This is a genomic window from Mammaliicoccus sp. P-M58 (genome assembly GCF_022386165.1).
Taxonomy (GTDB): Bacteria; Bacillota; Bacilli; order Staphylococcales; family Staphylococcaceae; genus Mammaliicoccus; species Mammaliicoccus sciuri.
Map to the genome: position 1 here is coordinate 1 of NZ_JAJNJI010000034.1, position 677 is coordinate 677.

2 protein-coding genes are annotated in these 677 nt (G+C 31.6%); both read left to right on the top strand.

Features of this window, described 5'->3' with window-relative positions:
* The first annotated feature begins 6 nt into the window (after nt 1-6).
* Nucleotides 7-357 carry a WDGH domain-containing protein gene (locus tag LQ694_RS15410; protein WP_152291816.1) on the top strand — a complete coding sequence of 117 codons (351 nt, stop codon included), beginning with the start codon at nt 7-9 and terminating at the stop codon, nt 355-357.
* Nucleotides 358-360: 3 nt separating this feature from the next.
* Nucleotides 361-564 carry a Lar family restriction alleviation protein gene (locus LQ694_RS15415; protein WP_152291815.1) on the top strand — a complete coding sequence of 68 codons (204 nt, stop codon included), beginning with the start codon at nt 361-363 and terminating at the stop codon, nt 562-564.
* Nucleotides 565-677 lie beyond the last annotated feature (113 nt).

Below are 677 nucleotides of genomic sequence, written 5' to 3' on the forward strand. Positions count from 1 at the left end.
TAACTTATGAAATCAGTGAAAACAATAAATAATTATATAGATGAATTACAAGACAAATCGAATATTAGCGATGGGTCGCATACATTTGATGAATTATATCACCATAGAGCAATACTTTTCGCAGTAATATGTAACACATATAAAGATAGAGCGTGGAAGTCATTAAAACATGATGATGGAACTATGTTTGATGATTATTTCGTAGTAGGCATAACAACTAAACAAGGTGAATACTCATATCATTATCATAAAAATTATTGGAGTTACTTTAATGTTGCGGAATTAGATAATGCACCTGAATGGGATGGGCATAAACCGAGTGATATAAATAGATTATTAACATTATTGGAGGGATAACTTGTGGTAAAAGATACTGTAAAATTTTTGAAGCCTTGCCCCTTCTGTGGTGGTCGGGCAGACTTAAGATATTGTATAAATAAAGCATTAGTAGAATGTACAAACAAAAAATGTAAACTGAGACCTTCTACATGGTTACATGTAGATACAGATAGTGTAGATAAGTTAGTGAATATTTGGAATCAAAGAAAATATGAGGAGGACTAACTTATGAAATATTTAATACCATTAACAATATCGCTTATAGCACTATACGCATTTATCAAACGATCATATAAGTATGCGAGTGTGCAGGATGAAGTGGAGGCACCAAATAGTTT